Source organism: Arthrobacter sp. LjRoot78, from assembly GCF_964254335.1.
GTDB lineage: Bacteria > Actinomycetota > Actinomycetes > Actinomycetales > Micrococcaceae > Arthrobacter.
Genome location: NZ_CAXUTG020000001.1, coordinates 895,507 through 917,558, shown reverse-complemented (window position 1 = coordinate 917,558; position 22,052 = coordinate 895,507). Strand labels below are relative to the sequence as shown.

Below are 22,052 nucleotides of genomic sequence, written 5' to 3'. Positions count from 1 at the left end.
GCCGGGAACCTTGGCCCGCATCCTCCGGACAGCGGCACTCACCGCCGTGATCGCCGCCGCCGCCTTCACGGCAGCCGGGCTGTTCTACGGCGACCCCCGCTTCGTGGGGCTCTTCCAGCCCGGGAACAGCACCGTCCCCAACGGACAGGCTGCCGCCCAGCAGCCCGGAACCGCCGCCGAGGGAGTCAGCTCGGACGCGCCTCCCCCCGGTTTGGAAGAAGCGGACTCGCCGCTTCTCGCCGCTGAAGAGCCTGCCTCGCCAAGTGATTCCTTTGAATTCCTGGCCACGAACGACGACGGCACGCCCGTGGGCTACTCGCCGTGCCGCCCGCTGCACTACGTCGTCAATGCCGGGCTGGCGCCTGGTGGCGCGGAAACCCTGGTGGAAGAGGCCGTCGGCACGATTTCCCGTGCCACAGGAATCAGGTTCATCAACGACGGGCCCTCCACCGAAACCCCCTCCGAGGACCGGGACCCCTACCAGCCAGAGAGGTACGGGGAGCGATGGGCGCCGCTCCTCATCGCATGGACCACTCCGGAGGCCTCCCCCAAGCTAAAGGGCAAGGTGATCGGCATCGGCGGCAGCACCCACTACAGTTTCGACGGCGGCGCGAAGACCTTCGTCACCGGCAGCCTGGACCTCGACGCCCCGCAGATCGCCGGGGAACTCGAGCGGCCGCAAGGCTCCGCCTACGCCACCGCCGTGATCCTGCACGAGCTGTCCCACGTCATGGGGCTCGAACACGTCGATGACCCCCGGCAGCTGATGTACCCGGAGATCGGCACCCCGGACGGCCTTGCCGCGGGCGACCTCAACGGCCTGTACCAGCTGGGCAAGACCACCTGCCGCAAGGACCTGTAGGCCCGGATCCGCTCGCCGGCCTCCGCTAACCCGACACGACGTCGAGCGCTTCCTCCACCGTCTCCACCAGGAAGATCCTGTCCGCCATCGCCTTGCCCGCGGCCAGGCTTTGCAACAGCGGCCAGGCGGGATACCGGCGCTGCCAGTGCTCGATTCCCACGAGGACCATGGGCGTGATGGTTTCCGAGGCACCGTAGTAGTTTTCGCAGGCGTCCTGGAAGATTTCCTGCAGGGTCCCGGCGGACCCCGGCAGGAAGATCACACCGCCGTCGCACAGCTCCAGCAGGATCGCCTCCCGGATGGCGTTGGCGAAATACTTGGCGATGTGGGTGGCGAAATAGTTGGGCGGCTCGTGACCGTAGAACCAGGTGGGGACCCCGAGCGACGGCGTCCCGTCCGGATAGCGTTCGACGACGGCGGCCGCCGTCCGCGCCCATGCGGACACCGAGGGCCGGAACCCCGGTACGGCTTCGAGCTGCGCCAGCGCGGCGTGGAAGTCCGCATCCGGCAGTTCGCTAAGGTAGGCACCCATGTTGGCTGCCTCCATGGCGCCCGGCCCGCCGCCGGTGGCCACCACGCGGCCGCTTCGGGCAAGAAGCCTCCCGGCGAGGGCGGCCTCCTCGAAGGCCGGCGTTCCTCGCATCGCGGTGTGACCGCCCATCACGCCCACCATCGGGCGGCCGCGGCTTAACTCCGAGCGAGTCAGCTCATCCAGGGCGTCACCGATCGAGTGGTCATGCAGGGCTGCGGCGAGCGTGGCATCCAGCCGGTGGCGCTGGCCGGGCCGGATGCTCCACTGGTAGATCCGGGCGTCCAGTGTTGATTCGTACCGCCCGCCGGCCGGCCCGGAGTAGAGCTCCTGCGGTGAGTAGAGCTGCCCGCGGTAAGGATTGAAGGGCACGCTGACCAGCTTGGGAAAGATGAGCGCACCCCGCCCGCGAAGCGTATCCTCCACACCGTCGTCGAACGTGCAGCCGAGGAAGATGGCGCCCTGTGCGTCCATCGCTTGCAGCGGCGCGGAGCGGCCGCGAAGGTCCAGGGACTGGGCGTGCCAGCCCTGCATACTGCGGACCCCCGCCTTCACCAGCCGGTCGAAGCTGTCCAGGCTTTCAACCTCAAGCGTTCTGGGGCTGGGACTGAGGCTGCGGGCGGCGTTCATGCTGTCAGCCTAGTCGGCAACAAACACACAGGAGTGCCCCCGGTGAAATTCACCGGGGGCACTCCTGCCGGGACATTTTCAGCTGCGGATCAGGAGACCTGGAGGCCGCCGTTGATGTCGTACGTGGCAGCGGTGATGTAGCCGGAATCCTGGCCGAGCAGGAAGGAGATCAGAGCCGCGACTTCTTCACGGCTACCCACCCGCCCCATCATGATGCCCTCGGACATCTGGGCCTTACGTTCCTCGGACAGGGTGCCACCCATGATGTCAGTGTCGATGGGACCCGGTGCAATCGCGTTGACGGTGACGCCGAACTCTCCCACTTCACGGGCAAGCGCACGGGTGAAGCCGATGATTCCGGCCTTCGACGCACTGTACGCAACCTTGGAGTACGTACCGCCGCCGCGCTGGGCGGAGATTGAGGAGATGCTCACGATGCGCCCGAGCTTGCGCTCGATCATGCCCTTGAGCACGCGCTGGGAGACGATGAAGGTTCCCCGCATGTTGATGGCGAAAACCTTGTCCCACTCCTCCACGGTCGTCTCCATGAACGTCGTCGGCGAGCTGATGCCCGCAAGGTTCGCGAGGGCGACGATCGGCGGCAGGGAATCTTCGATTTCGCTGATGGCACGGTCCACTGAGGCGGCGTCGGAAACATCAGCGCCCACGCCGATGGCCTTGACGGCACGGTTGGAGCCGATTTCGGCGGCCGCAGCCTTGGCGTCTTCCGCGTTGATGTCCAGGATCGCGACGGACCAGCCTTCGCTGGCCATCCGGTCCGCTGCCGCCCGGCCGATGCCGCGGGCGGAGGCTGCCCCGGTCAGTACGACGGTGCGTTCGGCGGGAAAAGGGGTGATTGTCATGATGTGTCTTTCGTCGGGTGTCAGGTCGATGGTCGGTCGGTCAGGAGCGGGCTTTTGCTGCATTCACGGCAGCGGCAGCAGCCACTGCGGGATCCAGGGCGGCATCACCTTCAGGCCGCTTCCGGGCGTAAAGGTAGGTGGCCACCGCGGTGACGCACAGGCAGAAGGACAGGAACAGCAGGCCGCTCTGGTTGTTGCCCGTGGCGTCCTTGAGCATGCCGACCGCGTAGGGGGCTACGAAACCGCCCAGGTTGCCGAGCGAGTTGACCAGGGCCAGCCCGGATGCAGCCGCTGCGCCGGTGAGTGCCGCGGACGGCATGGACAGGAACGGGGCGATGGCACCGTAGATCCCCATGGCCGAGGCGGTCAGTGCGATCAGGGCAAGGATGGGGTTGACCGGGAGCAGGTACCCGGCTGCCAGCAGGCCCATGCCGGCCAGAACCATGCTGACGGCGGTGTGCCAGGCGCGCTTGCCGGTCCGGTCCGCCCGCTTGCTCCAGAAATACACAAAGACCGCGGCGATGGCGTAGGGAATGAAGACAATGAATCCCACTTCGGCGGTGGAGAACTTGCCGAGGGCGGCAACAATGGTGGGCATCCAGAGGCCAAGGCCGTAGATGCCACAGACCAGGCCGAAGTACAGGGCCGAGTACACCAGTGTGCGCTTGTCCTTCAGGCCGGCCAGGAAGTTGTGGTTCCCGCCCTTGGATTTTGCGGCCAGTTCGGCATCCATGGTGGTGGCGAGCCATTCGCGCTCGTCCGTGTTGAGCCACTTGGCGTCGCGCGGGCGGTCGGTCATGAGGATCGGTGTCAGCAGGCCCAGCAGGATCGCGGGGATGCCTTCGATGATGTAGAGCCACTGCCAGCCGTGCAGGCCAAGAATTCCGTCCATCTGCAGCAGCAGTCCGGACACCGGAGCGCCGAGTGCGTTGGACACGGGCTGGGCCAGGATGAAGATGCCCAAGACCGTGACGCGCTGCGCGGCCGGGAACCACAGGGTCAGGTAGAACAGGATGGCGGGGAAGAACCCGGCCTCGGCCGCACCCAGCAGGAACCGGATGATGTAGTAAGTGCTTTCACCGTTGACCAGGCACATGGCCGTGGCGAAGATGCCCCAGGTGATGAGGATCCGGGCGAGCCACTTGCGTGCACCGAAGCGGTACATGCCGGCGTTGCTCGGAACCTCCAGCAAGGCGTAGCCGAGGAAGAAGATGCCCGCACCAAGCCCGTAGGCAGCAGCGCTGAGGCCGATGTCCTCGCTCATGGTGAGTTTGGCGAAGCCCACGTTGTTGCGGTCAAGGTAGGCAACGAAGTAGAGCAGGACGATCAGCGGCATAACGCGGCGCCGAACCTTGCGGAGGGTGCGCTCACCGAGCTCGCCGAGCCCTGCGGACTGCATGGAGAGTGAAGTCATCATCGACCTTCTGTTTGACGGAGGCGGCACCTGAACACGGGCGGCGCGGTCCGATGGAAATGTGGGGGAATCCGTCCGGTGACTAACTAAGTCTGATGTCTGACATCTGACGGAAGAACATGAAAAAGATCATAGAAGCGTGATCTGGGTTACGTCAAGCCCGCCGGGAGCTGCAGCGTCAGGGCTGGGAGTGGTGGACGTAGCGTTCGTAGTCGCGGTACGTCTGCTCCATGTGGTCGTCCATGGTTCGCCGGGACAGTTCGGCGTCGCCGCTGAGGATGCTGTCCATGACCTTCTGGTGGTACTCGATGGCGTGGAGCTGGATCTCGGGCACAGCGGACGTTTCCCGCCTGGTCATGTAGAGCAGCTGTCCCAGCTGTGCAAACAGCGCCCGGACAAAGGGATTCCCCGAGGCCTTCAGCACCACGTCATGGAACGCGATGTCAGCGTCGACAAAGCGGTCCAGGTCCCCGGCCTCATGGAAGCGCTTCATGTCCGCGATGCACCCGCGCATCTGCTCTGCATGCTCGGGGGTATGCCGCTTGGCGGCCAGGGAGGCCGCGCCGGTTTCCACCATGCGCCGCATCTCGATCAGCCCGACGGAAACCTGGTCCGCGCCGTTTCCGTGCGAGGCGGCCTTGAAGATCGCATCGAGCCCGGTCCAGTTGTCCGAGGGATTGACGAATGTTCCGCGGCCGGCCTTGACGTAGAGGATGTTCTGCGCCCGCAGGGCCTTGAGGGCTTCGCGGACGGTCAGCCTGCTGACGTCGTACGCCTTCGCGATGTCGGCTTCCGGGGGGATGGCATCGTGCGGCTTCAGCTTGCCGTCGAGGATGTCATCGAGCAGGCCGTCGACGAGGTCGTCAACGAGTGTCCTGCGGCCCATCCTGGCTCCTGCCTTCGGTCTTGCCCCGCAGCGCGGGTCCCTTCAACATTACTGTTGGATGCGGTCCTGATCAGCATCGTGGCCGGAACCGGCGACATACTGGTCCAGCTTCGCCAGGGTGGCCTCCAGGTTGGCGGGGTGGCGGCGCAGGTAGCCGGCCAGCCGGAGGAACGACTTCCCGCGGACGCTCCGCGCGTCCCACTGCTCGGTGACCAGCGTGCCCCGAGTGCCCGCGGCATCGACGGAGGGTTCGAGCACATAGCGCCACACATGCCCGAAGAAATGCCGCCAGGCAATGCGTTTGCCTTCCTCGAACTCACAGACGATGTTGAGGATCTTGTAGTCCACCATCACGTTCATCTCCATGCCGAACCTGGCGCCGGCGGACAGCCGCTCCGGACCACGAGGCTGCGCCGCCTTGACCGTGTCCGACCCGTCGATCACGCTGTGCAGGGCGGGCGTTGCCAGCACTTCGAAAATGGCCTCGGGACCGGCCGCAATGAAGCGCTGGCGGGACACAAGGTATCTGTTGTTCATCCGGCAAGCCTAACCGTTTCAGGCTGTTGCAGAATGAGTCATGCGCACTCCTCCCCCGCCCCCGCCCGGACGCCCCCGGATCGGAATCCCGGTCCGCCTCAGCAGCTCCCGGGACGCCGACCCGCGGGTCGGGGAGGCCAATGAGCTGTTCGATTACATCGTGGACCTGGTCCGCGACGGAGGCGGGGAGCCGGTGCTCCTCACCCCGGATTCCGACGGCGGTTCCGACGGCGGCGGGCTGGCCGAAACGCTCAAGGGGCTGGACGGCGTCGTACTCCCCGGCGGCGGAGACCTGGACCCCCGGCTTTACGGGGAAGAGCCGGGCGCCGAGTGCTATGACGTCAACGTCGAGCAGGACGCACTGGATGTGGCGGTGGCGCGGGGAACCATCGAAGCGGGCCTGCCGCTGCTCGGGATCTGCCGCGGACACCAGCTCCTCAACGTCCTCTACGGCGGCACCCTGGTGCAGGACATGGCGGACGGCCCCGTGACGCACCACGAACCGGCGGCGGGTGGTGCGGCGATTGGCGGCGGTGAAGGCGGGGCCGCGGGAGCGTGGGCCTGGCACGACGTTGACATTATTCCCGGGTCCAAAGTGGGACGCCTCTACGCATCGCGGGGCACGGCGCAAGGCCTGACGGTCAGGATCGCTTCCGGCCACCACCAGGCCGTGGCGCGGGTGGCCGACGGACTGATCGTGACAGCGGTCGCCGGCGACGGCACCGTGGAAGCGTTGGAGGATCCTGCCCGCTGGGTGGCATCCGTTCAGTGGCACCCGGAAGTCCTGGAACTCCCGGCCCAGGAGCGCGTTGCCCCCTTCCGGGCATTCGTGGAGGCCTGCTATTATCGTCAAAACGGCAGTATGTCCTATCAAGAGAACATAGGCTGACATACGCGGCACCCGGGCACCCTCGGAGGCCGCGGAGCACAAGGGAGCGCTCAGTGGCGAATCAACTTAATCTCAGCATCGACCGCTCTTCGCCGGTGCCCCTCTACCATCAGGTGGTCCAGGGCATCGAGTCCGCCATCCACACCGGACTCCTGCCGCCGGGCAGCCGGCTGGACAACGAGATCGACCTTGCCGCCCAGCTCAACCTGTCCCGGCCCACCATGCGCAAGGCCATGGACGAGCTGGTGCGTTCCGGGCTCCTGGTGCGCAAGCGCGGGGTGGGAACACAGGTCGTTTCCAGCCAGGTCCGGCGGCCACTGGAACTCTCGAGCCTTTACGACGACCTCACCAATAACGGGAGCAAGCCCACCACCGAGGTGCTCAGCTTCTCCCACATCGAGGCCGACGCCGCCACTCGCGAAGCCCTCCAGCTACCGGCCGGCGCGAAGGTCTACCACTTCACCCGGTTGCGCAAAGTGGGCGGCAAACCGCTGGCCCTGATGGAAAACTGGGTCCGCGACGACATCACCACGATCGACGAAGCCCAGCTCGCCGGCCAGGGCCTGTACGCAATTCTGCGCAACGGCGGCGTCAACTTCCGCCTGGCCTCACAGCGCATCGGCGCCATGGTGGCGAACGACTACCAGGCGCCGCTGCTGGACACCGAGCCGGGTTTGGCTTTGGTGACCATGGAACGCACCGCAGTCGACGACACGGGACGCATGGTGGAAACCGGCCACCACGTCTACCGCGGTGACTCCTACAGCTTTGAAATGACCCTTGTCCAGCGTTAGGCGCCAGCGCTAACCGCTGCGGCAGCAAGCACTTAAACGAAAGAACAGAATCTATGGCCAACTGGGTATATCCGCTGGGTTCCGCTGCCGACGGTAAGTGGGACGTCTCCCTTGGAACCTCCGACTCCGCCCTGGAAGTGGACGGCTGGGCGCACACCGGGCTCAAGGTGGCGACGCTCGCTGCGGGTGCCGCCGTCGAACTCCCAGCCGCAGGCGAGGAGCGCATCGTGGTTCCGCTCAGCGGATCCTTCACCGCCACCGTCGACGGCCAGGACTATCGGCTGGCCGGCAGGGCCAGCGTCTTCCACGGCCCCAGCGACGTCCTGTACACCGGCACGGACAAGGCCGTCACCATCAGTTCGGAGGCCGGCGGCAGGGTTGCCGTAGCGACGGCCCCGGCGAAGACCTCCTACCCCACCCGCCTCGTCACGGCAGCCGAGACCCCGGTGGAGCTGCGGGGTGCCGGCAACTGTTCCCGGCAGGTCCACAACTTCGGCACCCCGGCCGCGCTCGAAGCGGACCGCTTCATCGTGTGCGAAGTCCTCACTCCGGCCGGGAACTGGTCCTCGTATCCCCCGCACAAGCACGACGAGGAAAAGGACGGCGAAACCAACCTCGAGGAAATTTACTACTTCGAGACCCGTGTGGCTCCGGACGGCCCGGCCGCGGGCTCCGGCGAGCAGGGCGACGCCATCGGCTACCAGCGCGTGTACGCCTCCGACGAGCGGCCCATCGACGTCTCGGCGGAGGTCCGCACGGGCGACGTCGTCCTGGTCCCCTACGGCTGGCACGGTCCCGCGATGGCTGCCCCGGGGTACGACCTGTACTACCTGAACGTGATGGCCGGCCCCGGCCCCGTCCGCGAATGGCTCATCAGCGATGACCCCCACCACGGCTGGATCCGCCAGACCTGGGAAGGCCAGGACGTGGACCCGCGGCTTCCCTTCGGCGCCTAGGTTCCGGCAAGACAACTGATGCCCCTCACCGCACGCGGTGGGGGGCATCAGTTGTTTGGCTAGGTCTTTCCGCCGCGGTGGCAGGCCGGCTCAGCTGGCCACTTTCTGGGCCACGCGGACCGGGACGCCCGTTGCCAGAGACTCCTGGGCGGCGTCGGCCACACGGGAAGCCGCGACGGCGTCTTCCGGGGTGCACGGGTTCTCCCTGCGGCCCAGGATCAGCTCCACAAAGGCTTCCATCTCGGAGCGGTAGGCCTGGTCGAAGCGTTCGGCGAAGGTCTTGTGCGGCTCGCCCGCGGGGAAACCGACGCCGGGTTCGGCCGATGCCATCGCTGTCTTGTCGTCCAGCCCCACCATCAGCGAGCGGCGCGAACCCTGGATTTCGAGGCGGACGTCGTGGCCCGCCCCGTTGTACCGGGTGGCAGAGACCGTCCCCACCGTGCCGTCGTCGAACGTCACCAGCGCGAGGGCGGTGTCCACGTCCCCCACCTCCCCGATGGCGGGGTCGCCGTTGTTGGAGCCCCTGGCATATACCTCGACGATTTCGCGGCCGGTCAGCCAGCGGAGGATGTCGAAGTCGTGGACGGAGCAGTCCCGGAAGAGGCCGCCGGAGCTGGCCAGGAACTCCACGGGCGGAGGCGCCATGTCGCACGTGACGGCGCGCAGCGAATGGATCCAGCCCAGTTCGCCGGCCCGGTAGGCGCGGCGCGCTTCCAGGTAGCCGGCGTCGAAGCGGCGCTGGTGGCCGATCTGGACCACGCCGTTGTTGTCGCGGATGTAGTCGAGCACCGGCACGGCATCCGCCACGTTCAATGCCACCGGCTTCTCGCAGAAGACCGGAATCCCGGCATCCACGCCTGCCTTGATCAGTTCCGGGTGGGTGGCCGTACCCGTGGCAATGACCAGGCCGTCCAGGCCGGAGGACAGGAGCGCTTCCACCGAGGGAAGGAACTCGGCGCCGAGCCCGGCCGCAACGGTCCGCGCGTGGTCTTCGGCCACGTCGGTGAGCCGGAGCCTGACGTTGATGCCGTCCGGTTTGAGGACTTCGTTCAGGGCTGCGATGTTGTTGGCGTGCATGATGCCGATCCGGCCTACTCCGACCAGACCCAGAATGACGTCCTTCACGATTTCTCCCCTGCATATTCGACGGCTGATGCTGCCAGAGCCGGCACGGGCGCCGGGGCGCCCTGCTTGACTGACTCTATGCAGGCCAGCGCCATCGCCAGCGCCCGCCTCGCGTCAGCAGCACCGGGCGTGAGGGTGACGGCGGATGACGACGGCGGCAGGCTGTCGCGCTTGGCACGCACCGCGGCAGCGAAGTCGGCAAGTTCATCCGTGTAGGCCTGCCGGAACAGTTCAACATTGAGCCGCGGCGTGTCGGCGGACATCCCGTCTGCCGTGAAGCGGCGGGCCGCCGTTTCCGTGGCACGGCCGGCCTGCACCATCCCCTTGGAACCGAAGACCTCGCCGCGGATGTCGTACCCGTACAGTGCGCTGAAGTTTGCCTCAGCCACCGCGATGGCGCCGTTGCTATAGCGGATGGTCACAACGGCCGTGTCCAGGAAGCCCTGGTCCCGCAGCCCGGGCTCTACAAGGGCATCGGCAACTGCGTAGACCTCCACAGGCTCGGCGCCTTCGTTGAACCAGTTGAGGGTGTCGAAATCATGGATAAGGGTTTCCAGGAAGATGGTCCACGCCGGGACCCTCGCTGCGTTCGGGATGCTTCCCTTTCCGGGGTCCCGGGTCAGCGAACGCAGGAGCTGCGGTGTTCCGGCCACGCCGGCGGCCAGGTCCTTCTTGGCAGCCAGGAAATCCTCTGCGTAGCGGCGGTTGAAACCGACCTGGAAGTGCACCCCCGATGCTTCCACCGCGGCGAGGGCGGCGTCCAGCTCATCAAGCCCCTGGCCGGCGGGCTTCTCGCAAAACACGTGCTTTCCCGCGGCGGCCGCCTGCGCGATGAGGGAGGAATGGAACCGCGCAGGGCTAGCGATGATCACTGCGTCAATCTCGGGGTCAGCCAGGATGTCCTCGGCGTTGGGAGTGACCTTGGCGGTGCCCAGGGAGCGGGCCAGCGCTTCCGCGGATTCAACATTGGGGTCTGCGATTGCCGCCAGGACTGCGCCCGGAACGCGGCGGGCGATGCTCTCTGCGTGGAATGCCCCCATCCAGCCTGAGCCGATGAGTCCGATCCGCACAGGCGCCGGGATTCCGGCGGAGTTTTGAGTGATGTAGGCCAAGGGGCTTGTCCTTTCGTTTGGTTCGAAGATGCTTCTGCCCGGCAGGTTCCGGGTGCCATTGCATGGCTGAGCAGGGCCGGCCCGGGTGGGCGGGCCCTGCTCGTGGCGTTGGGTCAGCTGGTCAGCTGTAGGCCTTCCCGGTGGTCTGTGCCACGTCGGCCACTTCGCTCTTGACTTCCTTGACCACGTCGCCGTGGCCGCCGAGCTGTTCGAGTTCGTGGGCGAGTTCGGCCAGTTCCGCGCCGCCGGCCATCTGGGCGGTGAGCTCGTCGAGCGTGATGTCCTTCTTGTCGTAATAGCCGATCGACTTGCCGCGCTTGAGCAGCAGGAACCGGTCGCCGACGGGGAAGGCGTGGTGCGGGTTGTGGGTGATGAAGATGACGCCCAGGCCGCGGTCGCGGGCCTGCAGGATGTAGCGGAGCACCACGCCGGACTGCTTCACGCCCAGGGCCGCGGTCGGTTCGTCAAGGATCAGGACCTTCGCGCCGAAGTACACGGCACGGGCGATCGCGACACACTGGCGTTCACCGCCGGAGAGCTGGCCGATGGGCTGCTCCACGTCGCGGAGGTCGATGCCCATCTCGGCGAGTTCGTGCTTGGTGATGTCCTTCATCTTCTGCACGTCCAGGCTCTTGAACGGCCCAAAACCGCTGGTCAGCTCGGAGCCGAGGAAGAAGTTCCGCCAAATCGGCATCAGCGGCACGACGGCGAGGTCCTGGTACACGGTGGCGATGCCGACGTCGAGCGCGTCACGGGGCGAGGTAAACTTCCGTTCTTCCCCCATCACCTTCAGGACGCCGTGATCGTGCTGGTGCAGGCCGGCGATGATCTTGATGAGCGTGGACTTCCCGGCGCCGTTGTCGCCCAGGACGCAGGTGACGCGGCCGTTGTCCACGGCCATGGTCACGTCGCTCAGCGCGACGATGTTGCCGTAGTTCTTGCCGACCTTGTCCAGCGCAAGCAAGTGCACCGGGGTATGGGTCAGCGGGTCCGTTTCGTTCTGCAGCAGGGTTTGCTGGTCGATCTCTTTGGCATTCATGGTCTCGGAGGCCCCTTTACTTCAGTTCCGCGCGGCGCTTGACGATCAGGTTGACGATGGTGGCCAGCAGCAGCATCAGGCCCAGGAAGAACTTGAACCAGTCCGGGTTCCACTGCGCGTACACGATGCCCTTGTTAGCCATGCCGAAGATGAACGCGCCGATCGCGCCGCCCACCGCCGAGCCGTAGCCGCCGGTCAACAGGCAGCCGCCGATCACCGCGGCGATGATGTAGAGGAACTCGTTGCCCACGCCTTCACCGGACTGAACGGAGTCGAAGGCGAACAGGTTGTGCATGCCCAGCACCCAGCCGCAGAAGCCCACAGCCATGAACAGGCCGATCTTGGTCTTGGTGACCGGCACACCCACGGCGCGGGCGGCGTTGGCGTCGCCACCGGAGGCGAAGATCCAGTTGCCCACCTTGGTCCGCAACAGCACCCAGGACGCAACGGCCACCAGGACAATCCAGAAGAACACGGTGATTTTCACTTCGACACCTGCGATGTTCACCGACGAGGCGAAGACGGCCCGGGCCGAGGCAAACCCATCCATCTGGGCGATCGACGGGGACGATACACCGTTGGAGATCATGCGGGTGAGGGCAAGGTTCAGGCCGGTCAGCATCAGGAACGTCGCCAGCGTGACGATGAAGCTGGGCAGCTTGGTCTTCACCAGTATCCAGCCGTTGATGAAACCGATCCCGAGTGAAACCACCAGGGCCAGGGCAACACCGACCCAGACGTTGAGCGAGAAGTACCATGCGAACATGGAGGCGGTCAGGGCGGAGCTGATGACTGCAACACCGGTGGAGAGGTCGAACTCACCGCCGATCATGAGCAGTGAGACGCCCACGGCCATGATGCCGATGGTGGAGGATCCGTACAGCACAGTCGCGAACGAGCTCGGCTGGATGAAGGTGGACGAAACCACTGAGAAGAATACGAACAGGACTATTGCGCCTACCAGGGCGCCGACTTCGGGGCGCCCGAGCAGCTTCTGGAACGGGCTGCGGCGGCCGATCCGCTCATCCGGTGCCAGCGGGGCCGGCTTGGCTAACGTCTGTGTCATGGAAACTCCTTGTTGATCTGGCTGCGGGAGGACCGGTACCCGGCCCTCCCGCAGCCAGGGATGCCTGCTGGTTAGCGGACGCCCTGCTGGGCGAATTTGAGGACGTCGGCGGCGGATTCCTTGTCCACGACTGTGGGGCCGGTCAGGACAGGCATTCCGCCACCCACTTCGAAGCCACCGCGATTGAACTGCCACAGCGCATCAATGGAGCCGTACCCCTGCAGCCATGGCTGCTGGTCCACCGTGAACAGGATGGTGCCGTCGACGATCTTCTGCGCCAGGTCGGCGTTCATGTCGAACGACGCCGCCTTAGCGGAGCTGCCGGCGTCGGTGATGGACTTCAGTGCCGTCAGGGTGATGGGGGCGCCGAGGCCGATGATCGCGTCGGCGTCCTTGGTGGCCTGCAGCTTGGCCGTGATGGTGGATGAAACTTCGGTCATGTCGCGGCCGTTGACATACAGGATTTCGGTGCCGGCTACTTTCGCCTTCACGCCGGCGCAGCGCGCTTCGAGGCCAACGTGGCCTTGCTCCTGGATGATGCAGATGGGGTGCTTGAAGTTCAGGGAAGCCAGCTTCTCTCCGACTGCCTGTCCGGCGAGCTTTTCGTTTGAGCCGAAGTGGGTGAAGGCTCCGAGCTGCTTCGAGGCATCTTCACCGGCGTTGAGGCTGACCACGGGGATGCCGGCGTCAGTCGCCTTCTTCAGGGCATCCTTCAGGGCGTCCGGCTTGGCCAGGGTGACCGCGATGCCGTCCACCTTCTGGTCCACGGCCTGTTCGATCAGCTGGGCCTGGCGGCCGCCTTCCGGATCGGAGGTGTACAGCAGTTCCACGTTGTCCTTCGCTGCGGCTTCCTCCGCGCCCTTGCGGACGATGTCCCAGAAGGTGTCTCCGGCTGCGGCGTGGGTGATGAGGGCGATCTTGATCCGCTCAGTCGTGGCCACCTGGCCGCCGCCTGCGCCGCCACCGCTTTCGGCAGGCTTTCCGCCGCTGCTTGAGCAAGCGCTCAGCGCCATCATCGGCACCACCGCCGCAACGAGAGCCGCCTTGCGCCAAGAAAATTTTGCCACGTTAATCTCCTTTGATCTCAGGTTCCGGGCTGCCACTCTGCAGCCGCCGGAGCACTGTCTACCTAGATCATGGTGATTCAGCTCACTAATGTCAATAGTTTGTCCTGACATTAGGATGTTTTTACGTGAATCAGTGGTTTGGGGCACCAAAAAACGCCGGCGATGACGGCGATGCCGCCATCCCCGGCGTTGCGATGTGAGCCCTTGATCGGGCCCGGGACGTGCTCCTTAGCCGTTGAAGCTGGCTGGATGCGGACCGGTGCGGCCGTCCCACCCCGGGGCTTCGATCGCCTTGGTCGTCATGTCAGCGGGCACCCGCGGGTGCGTCCACGACGGCGGGTGAGCCGCCAACAGCGGGAGCGGAGACCGCCGCCGTCGTACTGCTGTCGGTGCCCCTGCCGGCCTTGGCGGCGGCGAAAGCCATCACGCCGAGCCCGAGGACGGTGATCGCTGCACCGGCCCAGATCGGCGAGGTGTAGCCGAGCCCCGCGGTGATCGTCACGCCGCCGAGCCAGGCACCGAGGGCGTTACCGACGTTGAAGGCGCCGATGTTGGCGCCGGACGCCAGGGTGGGAGCGCTGCTGGCGTACTTCATGACGCGCATCTGCAGTCCGGGGACGGTGGCGAAGCCGAAGCCGCCCATCAGCACGATGGAGGCAATGGTGAGGGGCTGGTTCCCGGCAGTCAGGGCGAAGGCCACGAGGACCACGACGAGCACTGCCAGGACCACGAGCAGGGTGCGGTCCACGTTGCGGTCCGCGGCCTTGCCGCCCACGGTGTTGCCGATGAAAAGTCCGACGCCGAAGAGAATGAGGAGCCAGGGCACGGTGGAGGCTGCGAATCCGGAGACTTCGGTGAGGGTGAAGGCGATGTAGGTGAAGGCGCCGAACATGCCGCCGTAGCCAAGGATCGTCACGAGGATGGACAGCCAGACCTGGCCGGAGCGGAAGGCGCGCAGCTCACTACGGAGCCCGCCGGAGGAGGCCTGGGCAGCCGCGTCGCCGTGGCCGGTCCTGGGCACCAGGGTCAGGATGCCGATCAGGGCAAGGACGCCGATGCCCGTGATGGCCCAGAACGTGGAGCGCCAGCCTGCCGCCTGCCCCAGCATGGTGCCGAACGGCACGCCCAGGACGTTGGCAGCCGTGAGTCCGGTGAACATAAAGGCGATGGCACCGGCTTTTTTGGTGGGGGCCACCATGTCCGCGGCCACCACGGCCCCGATGCCGAAGAACGCACCGTGGGCCAGCGCGGCAACAATCCGGCCCACCATCATCATGGAGTAGCCGGGGGCGATGGCGGAGACCAGGTTACCGGCGATGAACAAAACCATCAGGACGGCCAGCACGGGCTTGCGCTCGAAGCGTGTCACTGCCGCCGTGAGCAGCAGTGCGCCAACGACGACGGCGAGGGCGTAGCCGGAGATCAGCCAGCCGGCCGTGGCCTCGCTGACGCCGAAGTCGGCAGCAACCTCGGGCAGCAGGCCCATGATCACGAACTCGGTGAGTCCGATCCCGAACCCGCCGAGGGCGAGGGCTAACAGGCCAATAGGCATGGCGAAGCTCCTTCAAAACTGTACGGAATGGGGTAGGGCGCGTAAGCTAGTAGTTGCAGACGCGTTATTTATTGTTGCACAAGCAGATACAGCGCGCAAGCAACTACTATTTGTTGTGCCCCGCTTCACACATCCGCGGGAACACGAACCGAAGGGAAGTACACCATGGGCATCAAGGACGACGCCGTTGAAGTCCGCGCGCAGGGGTGGCGGACCCTCGCGGCCCTGCACGGACTGATCGAGTCGGAACTGGAACGCTCACTGCAGGCCGAAGCCCAGCTGTCCGTCGTCGAATACACGGTGCTTGACGCCCTGAGCCGGCAGGACGGCTGGCACATGCGCATGCAGCAGCTGGCCCGCGCCACCGCCCTCAGCGCCAGCGCCACCACGCGGCTGGTCAACCGGCTCGAGGACCGCGGCCTGCTCACGCGCATCCTGTGCGCGGACGACCGCCGCGGCATCTACACCGAACTGACCGAGAGCGGCATCAAGCTGCTGGACGAGGCCCGCCCCGCCCACGACGCCACACTGGAACGGGCCCTCGCCGAGGCCCAGGAGATCCCGGAGCTAGCCCCGCTGGTGGACGCCCTGCCCAGGCTCCACGCGCACGCGTAGGCATACAACGCAAAAGCCCCGCGCCGCGCCGAAGCGCGCCCGCGGGGCTTTCTTGCTGTGTGGCCTCACTTCACTCCGGCCACGTCCCTGACCGCCGTTTTCTCGGCAGCGGTGTTCTTGAAGTAGTGCTCCAGGTCCTCGAGGCTCTTGTCCTTGGTTTCCGGCACCACCCGTTTCACCCAGACGATGGCCGCCAGCTGGATGGCAACAAAGATGAAGAAGGTCGTCGAAACGCTGATCGAAGCCACCATCTGCGGGAAGAAGAACCCGATCAGGAAGTTGATCATCCACAGCACGAACACGCAGATGCCCATGCCGATGCCGCGGACATGCAGCGGGAAGATTTCGGACATCGTCAGCCACGTCACCGTGCCGATGCAGGACTGCATGGACGCCAGGAATGTCACCATAAACAGCAGCACCAGGTAGCCGCGCAGGGTGCTTTCCGGGATCAGCATTGAGATCAGGCCGATGGCCAGCAGCGAGGATGCGGTGCCCGCCAGGCCGACGACCAGCATGGACTTCCGGCGCACCTTTGTCATCAGGGACATGCCGATGACGACGGCGACCACGGACGTGACGCCGTTGACCACGTTGGCAAGGAGCGCACCCTGGTCCCCGAAGCCGGAGCTGGAGAGGATCGACGTGCCGTAGTACATGATGGCGTTGACGCCGCTGATCTGGTTGATGACCGCCATGCCCAGGCCCACCACGAAGATCCTGCGGATCCATGGCACGGTGAGGTCCCTGAACGTTCCGAGCTTGGATTGGTAGTCCTCGCGGGCCGCCTGCCGCACCTCATCAAACTCCGTGGAGACGTCGGCCGAGGCGCGGGTCTTGCGCAGCACGTCAAGGACCTCGCCGAAGCGGCCGGCGGACGCCAGCCAACGGGGGCTCTCCGGGAGGAGCAGCATGCCGAACCAGAGGACGACGGCGGGCAGCGTTGCGATGACCAGCATCCAGCGCCACACATGGGAGGCTTCCGGGAAGGCGTTGCCCAGGACGGCATTGAAGGTGAACGCCAGGAACTGGCCCGTGACGATCATGAGTTCGTTCTGTGTGACGATCCGCCCGCGCTGGGCGGCGGGCGACATTTCCGCCAGGTACACGGGGACGATCACCGAGGCCCCGCCCACCGCCAGGCCGAGAACCGTGCGCGCTGCCACCAGCAGCTCGGTGGTGGGCGCCAGGGAACAGGCGATGGTGGAGAGCGCGAAGATGATCGCCAGCGCCATGATGGTCTTGCGGCGGCCGAACCGGTCGGACAGCCGGCCGGCGGTGATGGCGCCGAACGCCGCACCGAACAGCAGGGTCGAGGTGACGAGCCCCTCGGTCAGCGGCGTCAGCCCGAGGTCCCGCTGCATGAAGGGCAGTGCACCGTTGATGACGCCGGTGTCGTAACCGAAGAGCAGGCCGCCGAATGTCGAAAACAGGGCCACCCGCCGCATGAATCCCTTGGGATTGGGAGCTGCTGCGGCAGAACCTGCCTGGCCTGCCGGCGACCGGGTCGTAGTGCTGGGAAGTGTATTTTCCGTTTGCTTCATAGGGCGGCCGCTACCGGGCTTTCGCGATGTAGTTGTTCATCGTGTCCAGCTGGTAGCGGGAAACTTCTGCGGCATTTTCGTCTTCGGCGAAGACGCTGGACACCATCACGGTGTCTTCGCGGTCCAGGAAGCCGATCTCCTGCAGCCCGCCGAAGAATTCTTCCCAGTTCACGTCGCCGTCGCCGATTTTCAGGTGCTGGTGCACGCGGACCGCGTTGCCGGGCGGGTTGGTGATGTAGCGCAGGCCGTGGGAGGCGTGGTGGTTCATGGTGTCTGCCACGTGGACCAGGCGGAGTTTGTCCCCCGCGGCGCGCATGATGTCCAGGGGCGCGTTCTTCATGTGGAAGCTGTGCGACGCCACGTAGACCAGGCCCACGTTCTTGGAGTTCAGGCCGCGGATGACGCGGATGGCGGCCAGGCCTTCCTCCACGAAGTCGTCCGGGTGCGGATCAATCAGGAGGTCAAGGCCTTCGCGTTCGATGATGGGCAGCAGCTCTTCCATGGAGCGGTAGAAGGCGCGCTCTGATTCTTCGGCCTTCTCCGGGCGTCCGCTGAATTCCGTGTTGATGGTGCCGACCCCGAGGTCCACGGTGATCTGGATGACGCGCTTCCAGTAACGGACCGCGGCTTCACGGGCGTCCTCGTCCGGACCGGACCAACGGAGCACCGGCAGGACCGAGGCGATCTCGACTCCCACATCCTTGCAGGCCTTGCTGAGCTTGCCCACCAGTTCGTCGTCGGCCTTGGGGTGGTTGTAGAAGGGGATGAAGTCGGCGTGCGGGGTCATCTGCATGTACTTGTAGCCGAGGTCCGCCACCACCCGGGGGAATTCGAGCAGGCTGTGCGAATGGTGGAACGGCGTTGGATCAAGTGCGATTTTCACGTGGAACACTCCATTGTGGATGAGTCATGTTGTGCGAGGGACGGGACGAAAAGGGAAGGGAGCCTCGGCCCCCTTCCCTTTCCGCCTAGCTGTAAAGGGAAGGCTTGGCGTTCAGCTTCACGGCGACCTTTTCGCCGTTCTTCTGTGCCTCGACGCCGGCCTCGCAGCAGGCTGCGGTGGCGTAGCCGTCCCAGGCGGTGGGGCCGCCGATTTCGCCGCGGAGGGCCGCGTCCACCCAGGACTGGATTTCGACGTCGTATGCCGCGCCGAAGCGCTCTTCGAATCCGGGGGTCACGTTGCCGCCCCAGCGGCCGGCGCTGCGGGTGTAGGGTCCCTTATCGCCACCGATGCTGACGATGCCGTCTTCGAAGGAAGCCTGCGTGGCCACTTCGTAGCCGAACTTGGCGTTGACGTAGATTTCGACGTCGGCCAGGACACCGGACTCGGTTTCCACCAGGACGTGCTGGGGATCGTGCTGGCCGGCCGGGGCGTTCTTCGTGGCCTTGCCCAGGCGGACCTGCACGCTGGTGATTTCCTCGCCGGTAAAGAACCGGATGGCGTCGAACTCGTGCACCACCGAGTCGTTGATCAGCATCTCGTTGGTGAAGCCCGCCGGAGTGGTGGGGTTGCGGTGCTGGTGGTGCAGCATCAGCAGTTCGCCCAGTTCGTGGTCGCGGATGACCTGGCCCAGGGCTGCGTACTCGGCGTCAAAGCGGCGCATGAAGCCCACCTGGATGCGCTTGTGGCCAAGCTTCTGCTCTGCCTCGACAATCTTCCAGGAGGATTCGGCGTCCGGGGTGAGGGGCTTCTCGCAGAGGATCGGGATGTCCCTGGCGAGTGCCTTCAGCAGGATGTCCTCGTGCAGGAAGCCCGGCGTGGCGATCAGGACGGCGTTGACGTCCCCGTTGTTGAGGGCTTCGTCGGCATCGGCCAGGGCCACTGCGCCCGGGATGCCTTCGATGGCGGCCTGTGCACGGGCGAGGTCGACGTCGACGACGGCGGCAACTTCAGCGCCGTGGATGCGCTTGCTGAGGCGCTGGATGTGGTCCGCGCCCATGCGGCCGGCGCCGATGACGGCGACGCGAAGGGTTTCAGTCATTGTTCTCTTCCTTACGTTTCGGGTGCCTGGGCGGCTGTTAGTTGACGGCCGTGCGGGAGCCGCAGGACAGCAGGTAGTTGCGGGTGCGCTTGGCGATCGGCATAGGGACGTCGAAGGCAACCGGGTACATGTCCTGCTCCACGATGCCGAAGATGGGGCGGTTCAGTGCCTCCACTGCTTCGATGACGGCGCGCAGGTCCGGCAGCCCGTTCGGCGGCTCGGTCATGACGCCGGCAAGGTTGGCCGCGGCCCAGGTCATGTTTTCCTCGTTGACCTTCTTGAGGATGTCCGGGTTGATCTGCTTCAGGTGCAGGTAGCCGATGCGGTCCGGGTAGTTCTTGATGAGCTCCAGGCTGGAGGCCCCGCAGTATTCGGCGTGGCCGGTGTCCAGGCACAGGTTCAGGTACTTGGAGTCCGTTGCGGCCAGGAGGGTTTCAATGTCCTCCTGGGCTCCGACGTGGGAATCGGCGTGGGAGTGGAACTGCTGCTTCAGGCCGAAGTCCTCCAGCAGGGTCTTGCCCAGCCGGTTGTGCCCGGCGAACAGGTCGCTCCAGGCCTTCTCGGTGAGCTGGCCGCTTTCCACTGCTTCACCGGTGACGTCATCGCGCCACATGGCCGGGATGACCACGATGTGTTCGCCGCCCATGGCAGCCGTGAGCTCGGCGACCTTGCGGGCAGGCTCCCAGGCGGTCTCCCACTGGTCCAGGCCGCGATGGAATGCGGTGAAGACCGTTCCGGCCGTGACCTTCAGGTCGCGCTGCTTGAGCTCCTCGGCAAGCCGGGCGGGGTCGGTCGGCAGGTAGCCGTAGGGGCCGAGCTCGATCCATTTGTAGCCGGACTCGGCCACTTCGTCGAGGAAGCGCTCCCAGGGGGTCTGCTTGGGGTCATCCGGGAACCAGACGCCCCAGGAGTCCGGTGCGGTGCCGATAATCAGTTTGTTCTCAGTCATTGCCATTCCTTCTCATCCGTTGCTCCACAGGTGCCGTTTTGGACGCTCAAAACGGCGGTTGCGGAGCAGTCGATGGTGGGTAGTCGGGTCGCTAGTTGGACGGGAAGTTGTAGGAGGCACCCGAGGCGTGGGTGGGCTCGGGCCAGCGTGAGGTAACTACCTTGCCACGCGTGTAGAAGGAGACGCCTTCGGGGCCATAGATGTGCTTGTCACCGAAGAGTGAGGCCTTCCAGCCGCCGAAGGAGTGGTAGGCCACGGGGACGGGGAGCGGCACGTTGATGCCGATCATGCCCACGGTCACGGAGCGCTGGAACTTGCGGGCGTTCGCGCCGGAGGAGGTGAAGATGGCGGTGCCGTTGCCGTAGGGGTTGGAGTTGATCAGCGCGATGCCGGCGTCCAGGTCCTCGACGCGGACCACGACGAGGACCGGTCCGAAGATTTCCTCGGTGTAGGCGGTCATTTCGGTCTTGACGTGGTCCAGGACGGTGGGACCGACCCAGAAGCCTTCCTCGTGGCCGGGGACCACCAGGTCGCGGCCGTCCACCACCATGGCGGCGCCGGCGGCTTCCGCTTCAGTGACGATCTTGACGATGCGTTCCTTGGAGGCGGGCGTGATGACCGGGCCCATTTCGGCGCCGGGCGCGGTGCCGTTGTTGACCTTGACGGCGAGGGCGCGCTCTTCGACCTTCTTCACCAGCAGTTCGGCGGCGTCGCCGACGGCCACGGCAACGGAGATGGCCATGCAGCGTTCGCCGGCGGAACCGAAAGCGGCTGCGGCGAGGTGGTCGGCGGCGTTGTCGAGGTCGGCGTCGGGCATCACGATGGCGTGGTTCTTTGCGCCGCCCAGCGCCTGGACGCGCTTCCCGTGCTTGGTGGCGGTCTCGTGGACGTACTGGGCGATCGGAGTGGAGCCAACGAAGGAGATGCCGTCCACGTCGGGGTGGGTCAGCAGGCCCTCAACCGTTTCCTTGTCGCCGTGCAGGACCTGGAAGACGCCATCGGGCAGGCCGGCCTGCTTCCACAGCTTGGCCAGCAGCATGGAGGCCGAGGGGTCGCGCTCGGAGGGCTTGAGGATGAAGGCGTTGCCCGTGGCGATGGCCATCGGAGCCATCCACAGCGGCACCATGACCGGGAAGTTGAACGGGGTGATACCGGCGACGACGCCGAGCGGTTCGCGGAAGGAGAACACGTCGATGCCGGTGGAGACCTGGTCCGAGTAATCGCCCTTGAGCAGCTGCGGGATGCCGCAGGCGAACTCGATGACTTCCAGGCCGCGGCCGATCTCGCCCTTGGCGTCGGAGAGAACCTTACCGTGCTCGGCGGTGATCAGTGCGGCGAGGTCGTCCACGTGGGCGGCGACGAGTTCGCGGAACTTGAACAGCACCGCGGTGCGCTTGGCCAGGGAGATGTCACCCCAGGAATCGGCAGCCTTGCGGGCCGCGGCCACGGTGGCATCCAGGTCCGCCCGGTTGGCCAGCCGCAGCTCTGCTGACACAGCACCCGTGGCGGGGTTGTAGACAGGCTGGGTGCGGGTGCCGTCGCCGGCGGTTTCGGCCCCGTTGATGAAGTGGTTGATGGTGGTGGTGGTGACGGTCGTCGTTGACATGGTGTGGGACTTCCTTGGTCTGTGGGGAAAGAGGG

At 65.9% G+C, this 22,052-nt stretch carries 21 protein-coding genes; 5 read left to right on the top strand and 16 right to left on the bottom strand.

The window, feature by feature from the left end; translation table 11 throughout:
* The first annotated feature begins 10 nt into the window (after nucleotides 1-10).
* On the top strand, nucleotides 11-862 hold the full coding sequence (locus ACSQ1X_RS04365; protein ID WP_436056774.1) for a matrixin family metalloprotease: 852 nt from the start codon (nucleotides 11-13) through the stop codon (nucleotides 860-862).
* Between the two features lie 25 nt (nucleotides 863-887).
* Here the strand turns inward: ACSQ1X_RS04365 and ACSQ1X_RS04360 are convergent, their stop codons facing one another.
* The 5 genes from ACSQ1X_RS04360 to ACSQ1X_RS04340 all read right to left on the bottom strand — a co-directional run bounded on the left by ACSQ1X_RS04360 (nucleotide 888) and on the right by ACSQ1X_RS04340 (nucleotide 5,721).
* Complete coding sequence (locus ACSQ1X_RS04360) at nucleotides 888-2,021, bottom strand: LOG family protein (RefSeq protein ID WP_436056773.1); 1,134 nt, start codon at nucleotides 2,019-2,021, stop codon at nucleotides 888-890.
* An 89-nt stretch (nucleotides 2,022-2,110) separates the two neighbouring features.
* Complete coding sequence (locus ACSQ1X_RS04355) at nucleotides 2,111-2,884, bottom strand: SDR family NAD(P)-dependent oxidoreductase (RefSeq protein WP_436056772.1); 774 nt, start codon at nucleotides 2,882-2,884, stop codon at nucleotides 2,111-2,113.
* A 40-nt stretch (nucleotides 2,885-2,924) separates the two neighbouring features.
* Complete coding sequence (locus ACSQ1X_RS04350) at nucleotides 2,925-4,301, bottom strand: MFS transporter (RefSeq protein ID WP_436056771.1); 1,377 nt, start codon at nucleotides 4,299-4,301, stop codon at nucleotides 2,925-2,927.
* Between the two features lie 175 nt (nucleotides 4,302-4,476).
* On the bottom strand, nucleotides 4,477-5,184 hold the full coding sequence (locus ACSQ1X_RS04345) for a FadR/GntR family transcriptional regulator (protein ID WP_436056770.1): 708 nt from the start codon (nucleotides 5,182-5,184) through the stop codon (nucleotides 4,477-4,479).
* Nucleotides 5,185-5,232: 48 nt separating this feature from the next.
* Nucleotides 5,233-5,721 (bottom strand): polyketide cyclase / dehydrase and lipid transport, encoded by a 489-nt coding sequence (locus tag ACSQ1X_RS04340; protein WP_436056769.1) that lies wholly within the window; start codon nucleotides 5,719-5,721, stop codon nucleotides 5,233-5,235.
* A gap of 40 nt (nucleotides 5,722-5,761) precedes the next feature.
* On the opposite strand from ACSQ1X_RS04340, the gene ACSQ1X_RS04335 reads away from it, so the two are divergent.
* From ACSQ1X_RS04335 to iolB, 3 genes are read left to right on the top strand one after another with little or no spacing between them, the layout of a single operon-like run.
* A complete protein-coding gene (locus ACSQ1X_RS04335; RefSeq protein WP_055797725.1) occupies nucleotides 5,762-6,610 on the top strand; it encodes a gamma-glutamyl-gamma-aminobutyrate hydrolase family protein in 849 nt (282 codons plus the stop codon).
* A gap of 53 nt (nucleotides 6,611-6,663) precedes the next feature.
* Nucleotides 6,664-7,404: a GntR family transcriptional regulator gene (locus tag ACSQ1X_RS04330; RefSeq protein ID WP_436056768.1), complete on the top strand. Its 741-nt coding sequence runs from the start codon at nucleotides 6,664-6,666 to the stop codon at nucleotides 7,402-7,404.
* Between the two features lie 53 nt (nucleotides 7,405-7,457).
* Nucleotides 7,458-8,360 (top strand): 5-deoxy-glucuronate isomerase, encoded by a 903-nt coding sequence (gene iolB, locus ACSQ1X_RS04325; RefSeq protein ID WP_436056767.1) that lies wholly within the window; start codon nucleotides 7,458-7,460, stop codon nucleotides 8,358-8,360.
* Between the two features lie 90 nt (nucleotides 8,361-8,450).
* Here the strand turns inward: iolB and ACSQ1X_RS04320 are convergent, their stop codons facing one another.
* From ACSQ1X_RS04320 to ACSQ1X_RS04295, 6 genes are all read right to left on the bottom strand, one after another.
* Entirely contained in the window at nucleotides 8,451-9,485 is a 1,035-nt protein-coding gene (locus ACSQ1X_RS04320) for a Gfo/Idh/MocA family oxidoreductase (RefSeq protein ID WP_436056766.1), read from the bottom strand.
* Complete coding sequence (locus ACSQ1X_RS04315; protein WP_436056765.1) at nucleotides 9,482-10,597, bottom strand: Gfo/Idh/MocA family oxidoreductase; 1,116 nt, start codon at nucleotides 10,595-10,597, stop codon at nucleotides 9,482-9,484. The genes ACSQ1X_RS04320 and ACSQ1X_RS04315 overlap by 4 nt, the downstream gene beginning before the upstream one ends.
* Nucleotides 10,598-10,718: 121 nt before the next feature.
* Nucleotides 10,719-11,636: an ATP-binding cassette domain-containing protein gene (locus tag ACSQ1X_RS04310; RefSeq protein ID WP_055797712.1), complete on the bottom strand. Its 918-nt coding sequence runs from the start codon at nucleotides 11,634-11,636 to the stop codon at nucleotides 10,719-10,721.
* A 16-nt stretch (nucleotides 11,637-11,652) separates the two neighbouring features.
* Nucleotides 11,653-12,702: an ABC transporter permease gene (locus tag ACSQ1X_RS04305; protein ID WP_055797709.1), complete on the bottom strand. Its 1,050-nt coding sequence runs from the start codon at nucleotides 12,700-12,702 to the stop codon at nucleotides 11,653-11,655.
* 71 nt (nucleotides 12,703-12,773) lie between these two features.
* A complete protein-coding gene (locus tag ACSQ1X_RS04300; protein ID WP_200939294.1) occupies nucleotides 12,774-13,769 on the bottom strand; it encodes a substrate-binding domain-containing protein in 996 nt (331 codons plus the stop codon).
* A gap of 304 nt (nucleotides 13,770-14,073) precedes the next feature.
* A complete protein-coding gene (locus tag ACSQ1X_RS04295; protein WP_436056764.1) occupies nucleotides 14,074-15,321 on the bottom strand; it encodes an MFS transporter in 1,248 nt (415 codons plus the stop codon).
* Nucleotides 15,322-15,486: 165 nt separating this feature from the next.
* Between ACSQ1X_RS04295 and ACSQ1X_RS04290 the strand changes: the two genes are divergently transcribed.
* Nucleotides 15,487-15,936, top strand: a complete 450-nt coding sequence (locus ACSQ1X_RS04290) for a MarR family winged helix-turn-helix transcriptional regulator (RefSeq protein WP_028271276.1) — start codon at nucleotides 15,487-15,489, stop codon at nucleotides 15,934-15,936.
* Between the two features lie 65 nt (nucleotides 15,937-16,001).
* Here ACSQ1X_RS04290 and ACSQ1X_RS04285 read toward each other — a convergent pair whose 3' ends face one another.
* The 5 genes from ACSQ1X_RS04285 to ACSQ1X_RS04265 all read right to left on the bottom strand — a co-directional run bounded on the left by ACSQ1X_RS04285 (nucleotide 16,002) and on the right by ACSQ1X_RS04265 (nucleotide 22,017).
* Nucleotides 16,002-17,384: a sugar porter family MFS transporter gene (locus tag ACSQ1X_RS04285; RefSeq protein WP_436056763.1), complete on the bottom strand. Its 1,383-nt coding sequence runs from the start codon at nucleotides 17,382-17,384 to the stop codon at nucleotides 16,002-16,004.
* Between the two features lie 106 nt (nucleotides 17,385-17,490).
* Nucleotides 17,491-18,363, bottom strand: a complete 873-nt coding sequence (locus ACSQ1X_RS04280) for a sugar phosphate isomerase/epimerase family protein (protein ID WP_436056762.1) — start codon at nucleotides 18,361-18,363, stop codon at nucleotides 17,491-17,493.
* An 85-nt stretch (nucleotides 18,364-18,448) separates the two neighbouring features.
* Complete coding sequence (locus ACSQ1X_RS04275) at nucleotides 18,449-19,462, bottom strand: Gfo/Idh/MocA family protein (RefSeq protein ID WP_436056761.1); 1,014 nt, start codon at nucleotides 19,460-19,462, stop codon at nucleotides 18,449-18,451.
* Between the two features lie 37 nt (nucleotides 19,463-19,499).
* The gene (locus tag ACSQ1X_RS04270; RefSeq protein ID WP_055797692.1) at nucleotides 19,500-20,411 is read right to left on the bottom strand and encodes a sugar phosphate isomerase/epimerase family protein; all 912 of its coding nucleotides are present in this window, start codon (nucleotides 20,409-20,411) and stop codon (nucleotides 19,500-19,502) included.
* Nucleotides 20,412-20,502: 91 nt separating this feature from the next.
* The gene (locus tag ACSQ1X_RS04265; protein WP_436056760.1) at nucleotides 20,503-22,017 is read right to left on the bottom strand and encodes a CoA-acylating methylmalonate-semialdehyde dehydrogenase; all 1,515 of its coding nucleotides are present in this window, start codon (nucleotides 22,015-22,017) and stop codon (nucleotides 20,503-20,505) included.
* Nucleotides 22,018-22,052 lie beyond the last annotated feature (35 nt).

Bases quoted from the DNA above. Each gene is read 5' to 3' on its own strand.
- ACSQ1X_RS04360 (WP_436056773.1), bottom strand. From the start codon at position 2,021: ATGAACGCCGCCCGCAGCCTCAGTCCCAGCCCCAGAACGCTTGAGGTT.
- ACSQ1X_RS04355 (WP_436056772.1), bottom strand. From the start codon at position 2,884: ATGACAATCACCCCTTTTCCCGCCGAACGCACCGTCGTACTGACCGGG.
- ACSQ1X_RS04350 (WP_436056771.1), bottom strand. From the start codon at position 4,301: ATGATGACTTCACTCTCCATGCAGTCCGCAGGGCTCGGCGAGCTCGGT.
- ACSQ1X_RS04345 (WP_436056770.1), bottom strand. From the start codon at position 5,184: ATGGGCCGCAGGACACTCGTTGACGACCTCGTCGACGGCCTGCTCGAT.
- ACSQ1X_RS04340 (WP_436056769.1), bottom strand. From the start codon at position 5,721: ATGAACAACAGATACCTTGTGTCCCGCCAGCGCTTCATTGCGGCCGGT.
- ACSQ1X_RS04335 (WP_055797725.1), top strand. From the start codon at position 5,762: ATGCGCACTCCTCCCCCGCCCCCGCCCGGACGCCCCCGGATCGGAATC.
- iolB (WP_436056767.1), top strand. From the start codon at position 7,458: ATGGCCAACTGGGTATATCCGCTGGGTTCCGCTGCCGACGGTAAGTGG.
- ACSQ1X_RS04310 (WP_055797712.1), bottom strand. From the start codon at position 11,636: ATGAATGCCAAAGAGATCGACCAGCAAACCCTGCTGCAGAACGAAACG.
- ACSQ1X_RS04305 (WP_055797709.1), bottom strand. From the start codon at position 12,702: ATGACACAGACGTTAGCCAAGCCGGCCCCGCTGGCACCGGATGAGCGG.
- ACSQ1X_RS04295 (WP_436056764.1), bottom strand. From the start codon at position 15,321: ATGCCTATTGGCCTGTTAGCCCTCGCCCTCGGCGGGTTCGGGATCGGA.
- ACSQ1X_RS04290 (WP_028271276.1), top strand. From the start codon at position 15,487: ATGGGCATCAAGGACGACGCCGTTGAAGTCCGCGCGCAGGGGTGGCGG.
- ACSQ1X_RS04285 (WP_436056763.1), bottom strand. From the start codon at position 17,384: ATGCGGCGGGTGGCCCTGTTTTCGACATTCGGCGGCCTGCTCTTCGGT.
- ACSQ1X_RS04275 (WP_436056761.1), bottom strand. From the start codon at position 19,462: ATGACTGAAACCCTTCGCGTCGCCGTCATCGGCGCCGGCCGCATGGGC.
- ACSQ1X_RS04270 (WP_055797692.1), bottom strand. From the start codon at position 20,411: ATGACTGAGAACAAACTGATTATCGGCACCGCACCGGACTCCTGGGGC.
- ACSQ1X_RS04265 (WP_436056760.1), bottom strand. From the start codon at position 22,017: ATGTCAACGACGACCGTCACCACCACCACCATCAACCACTTCATCAAC.